The sequence below is a fragment of the Thermogemmatispora sp. genome (genome assembly GCF_042408735.1).
Taxonomy (GTDB): domain Bacteria; phylum Chloroflexota; class Ktedonobacteria; order Ktedonobacterales; family Ktedonobacteraceae; genus Thermogemmatispora.
Map to the genome: position 1 here is coordinate 1 of NZ_JBHOQV010000078.1, position 3,939 is coordinate 3,939.

5 protein-coding genes are annotated in these 3,939 nt (G+C 64.3%); 3 read left to right on the plus strand and 2 right to left on the minus strand.

What is annotated here, in order from left to right; genetic code table 11:
* Window positions 1-244, minus strand: a 244-nt coding sequence (locus ACFMO7_RS06295; protein WP_376794666.1) for a cellulose binding domain-containing protein, incomplete at its 3' end; no start/stop codon positions are given.
* A 517-nt stretch (window positions 245-761) separates the two neighbouring features.
* Here ACFMO7_RS06295 and ACFMO7_RS06300 point away from each other — a divergent pair.
* Window positions 762-1,472: an HD domain-containing protein gene (locus ACFMO7_RS06300; RefSeq protein ID WP_376794667.1), complete on the plus strand. Its 711-nt coding sequence runs from the start codon at window positions 762-764 to the stop codon at window positions 1,470-1,472.
* A 119-nt stretch (window positions 1,473-1,591) separates the two neighbouring features.
* Here the strand turns inward: ACFMO7_RS06300 and ACFMO7_RS06305 are convergent, their stop codons facing one another.
* Window positions 1,592-1,810: a 4-oxalocrotonate tautomerase family protein gene (locus ACFMO7_RS06305; RefSeq protein ID WP_376794668.1), complete on the minus strand. Its 219-nt coding sequence runs from the start codon at window positions 1,808-1,810 to the stop codon at window positions 1,592-1,594.
* Between the two features lie 129 nt (window positions 1,811-1,939).
* On the opposite strand from ACFMO7_RS06305, the gene ACFMO7_RS06310 reads away from it, so the two are divergent.
* Both ACFMO7_RS06310 and ACFMO7_RS06315 read left to right on the plus strand, forming a co-directional pair.
* Window positions 1,940-2,248, plus strand: coding sequence for a 4-oxalocrotonate tautomerase family protein (locus ACFMO7_RS06310; protein ID WP_376794669.1), 309 nt, complete (start codon window positions 1,940-1,942; stop codon window positions 2,246-2,248).
* A gap of 583 nt (window positions 2,249-2,831) precedes the next feature.
* On the plus strand, window positions 2,832-3,695 hold the full coding sequence (locus ACFMO7_RS06315) for a class I SAM-dependent methyltransferase (RefSeq protein ID WP_376794670.1): 864 nt from the start codon (window positions 2,832-2,834) through the stop codon (window positions 3,693-3,695).
* Window positions 3,696-3,939 lie beyond the last annotated feature (244 nt).

The following is a 3,939-nucleotide window of genomic DNA, read 5'->3' on the forward strand; positions in this document are numbered from 1 at the left end:
AGGTGAAGGTCAGCGTCCAGCCGTTCCAGGGGCTGCTGCCGGTGTTCTGCAACACCAGGTTGACGCTGAAGCCGCCAGGCCACTGGCTGACGACGCTGTAGGTGACCTGGCAATAGCTGGCGGCGTGCACCCGCATCTGACCGCCAAATAGCCCTGTCAGCAGCAGCAGGGGCAGGGCCAGCAGCGCCAGCAGTCGCTTGCGTCCCCACAGCAGGCTCTGTCGTCGAATGGTGTGCGGTGTCATGCTTCGTCGTGCTTCCCTTTCCTTGCACGAGTGTCGCTGGCTACCGCCCCTCGCCCTGCAGAACCCGACAAGCAGGTTCTGCAGGCCGCTGGGGAGGGAGCGGAAGCTTCCTTGCATTCCTGCTTGGAGCGAAATCGGTACCGCAAACGATTACGTAAGCGGTTTCAAATAGAATATAGTCGGGGGAAGCCCTCTTTGTCAAGGTCTCCCTGAAAATTTTCGCGGCTGGCGAGGGTGGAGGGAGCCAGGCAGGCCAGGCAAGGCTGAGAGCAGGAGAGGTGGCCAGCCAGGGTTCACGCTGGCTGGGGACAAAGTGTAGAATGGATCTGCTTGGGGCCGCGAGCGCGGGACTGGGCCAGGCGGGGGGTCCGATTGGAGGAGGGAGGCAGGTGAGGCGAGGCGAGGCAAGGCAAGGCAAGAGGTGGTGCGCCTGTCCCTGGTTCGGCTGGCCCTGGTAGGGAAGGTCAGCGGCGAGCTGGCTGGCCCGATCAGTTAGAAAGGATAAGACAGCGAGACGATGACCGTGGCTTTCGATAAGGAGGCCGTGCTAGCTCAGGTCTACCGCGAGGTGGAGGAGCGTTTTTTGAGCCTGGGGAGCGTCGATCTGGCTCACGGCTGGGACCATATAGAGCGTGTTTATCGGCTGGCGCTGGCGATCGCGCGCCGCGAGGGAGCGGATCCGTTTGTGGTGGGGATGGCGGCCTTGTTGCACGATCTGGGGCGCGCGCTCCCAGAGGGCGCCCAGGGTGGGGAAGGGCCTGGCCACCAGGGGCAACGGCATCATGCCGATCTCTCGTATCAGTTGGCCGGCGAGGTGCTGGCTGCTCACGGGGTGCCGGCTGAGGAGAGCGCGGCGATTCTGCATGCGGTGCTGGCTCACAGCTTTAGTCGAGGAGTGGAGCCACAGACGCTGGAGGCGCGCGTGGTGCGCGATGCTGATCGGCTCGATGGCCTGGGAGCGATCGGGGTGATGCGCTGGGCGGTGACGGGCAGCAGGCGCGCGACGCCGGAGACGCGCCCCTATCATCCGACCGATCCGTTTGCCGTTGCCCATGAGCCGGATGACCGGCGCTATCTGCTCGATCACTTCTATACGAAGCTGCTGCGGCTGGGCGAGACTATGGGAACGGCCACGGGGCGCACTCTGGCAGAAGAGCGCCTGCGCTTCATGCAGGTCTATCTTGATGAGTTTCGGCGCGAGCTGGCGCTCGAGGGGCCGCCGGCCTGACGGTGGCCCGGCCTGGCCGGGCCGGACCTGGTTCGGGAGCGCGGGTAGCCTGGCCCGCCGGTCCCGCCCCGAACCAGGGCGGCGGCTGCCGCCCTCGTCCTCTCTTCTGGCCGCTGGCCTCACTCGCTCCTGGCTGATTGGTTGCCGGTGAAGGCGGGCGGATCTTCGCCTGGGTCTTCCTGCTCTACCGGCGCGGTCTCGATGAAGAAGAGGCGCAGGCGCCCGGGCGGGGTTCCCAGGATTTCGCGGAAGATCCGCGTTGCTTCGCGGGCAAAGGCCCGCTTCTGCGCAGCGGTGAGTGGTTTGTCGGCGGCGCGCAGCACTTCTAGCATGGGCATCGGCCTGGCGGCTCCTTTCTGGCTGGATTGCCTCTCTCCGGCTGACCGGCTGGCGAGCTTGCTGGTCGGGCTTTGGAACCGGCGCGCCCGCTCGTTGCCAGCAGCGACGGAGAGGGTGGGTTGAACCAGGTGACAGGTCTATTGTACGCTGTTGGTCCGGGACCCTGCCAGACGGGGGATCAGGGCCGGTCAGGCCGGGCGCTTGAGAGGTCCACCGCTGAGAGAAAGGAGAGGTCGATGCTTGTCTTGAAGGTGACCATCATGGAGGGCCGCAGCGTTGAGCAGAAGGAGCGCTTGATCCGCCAGCTCTCGGAGGCGGCGGGGCGCGAGTTGGGCTATCCTATGGAAGAGGTGCGCGTCATTATTTACGAGGTGCCCAGGGGTAACTGGGGGATAGGTGGGCGCTCGGCGGCCAGCCGCGAGGGGGAGAGCGGCTGAGCAGCTAGACCTGCTTGCGGCTCGCCGGCACCGCTGGTGGCACGGGTGAGGCGTCAGATATCTCCCCTCGAGAGCGAAGTTTGAAGCGAGCACGGGGCCAGCCGCTCGACCTGGTCATTGGGGTGGCTGGTCCCGCGCTCGTTTCGGCGACAGCCGCTCAGGCCCTCGCCGGTCCTGGCTGTGCACGGGCATGAAGCCGATGAGCCAATTGCTGCCTTCCTCAGCGCCAGGAGAGGGGCAACTCGCCCTGTCTCTGGCGGGGTCTGGGACGGCAGGCGATGCTCAGGACTGCTTTAGGCTATCCCTCTGGCTCCTTTTATCACCGGCAGGCAGGCCAGCCATCTTCGCCGGCCGGCTTGTTGAGTTGAGATCGGCCCTTGCTTCTGCGTTAGTCGTAGGAGTAAGATAGGCCGGCGACTGGTCCCCACGCCTTCAGGCATAGGATCTGGCGAGCGAGTGCCCGTCTGGTCGGTCGCTCCAGCCAGTCGAATCTCCGATGCCAGGCGCCAGGGGCCGCCTTGTGGCCTGTCAGGGCAAGGCGTTGTCCTTCGAGGCCGCCTTCTATGAACCACAGGAGCCAGCGATGTCTACCGAGAAGAGTGCTTTTACCAGAGAAAAAGAAACCATGCTCATGATGCTCAATGGCAAGGCTCTTCAAAGCCAGTGGGAGCAGCCTATTCTGCGCGATCCCTGGGCTGAGGAGGCCATGCGCCATATCGATTACGACATGAGCCGGACGCTGACCGGGATCAGTTCCTGGAAGATATGGCGCAAGATTGGCTGTACCATCATTGCGACGCGGGCGGCGACCTTCGATCTGCTGACCCGGCGTTTTCTGGCAGAGTATCCGAGTGCCGTCGTGCTTCATGTGGGCTGCGGTATGGATAGCCGGTTCTTCCGCGTTGATCCGCCAGCGACGGTGGATTGGTTCGATGTGGATTACCCGGATGTGATTGAGCTGCGCCGGCAACTGTTGCCCGATGGCGGCAGCTCTTATCACCTGATCGGGGCGCCGCTCTCCGACTTAGCCTGGCTGACGGAGGTGCCCAGGGCCCGGCCCGGCTTGCTGATCGCCGAGGGAGTCCTGCCCTACTTGAGCGAAGCGGAGGTGAAGGCTCTCCTGACGGCGGTGGTGGATCATTTCCCGAGAGGCCAGGTGATCTTCGATGCCTGCAACAGGATGATGGTGAGGCGTGCAGGCTCTAACGTTGGAGGGACAGGGGCAACCTTTCGCTGGGGTCTGGATGATCCCCAGGACCTCAAGCAGCTTGAGGCCAGGCTTGAGCTGGTCAGAGAGTTCAGGCCCAGCGAGGTGGTGGCCTTCTCGCGCTTTCCGCTCTGGTGGAGGGCCCAGACTCGTATCATGGAGGTTCATCCGGCGCTGCGCCGTATGGAGCGTATCCTCGTCTATCGCTACGGAGAGAGCGCGCCCGAGACGGCAGGATAGCCCTCCCCGATGACATTCTTTGTATTGATATGTGGATGACGGTGGTCGGTCGGGCTACGTGGCAAGGGGGTGGGAGAGCAGCTTTCTTCCGCCTTGATGGCCTGCTCCTCTCGCTGCCTTCGCTCGCCCGCCCTCATACCCACAGCAGCAGCTCGCTCAGCTCCCCTACCCTCTTCTCCCCCGGCCAGCGCTCTATCGCCTTCCTGAAGTTGCTCACCAGCTCCTGCTTCCTCTTGCGACTCCC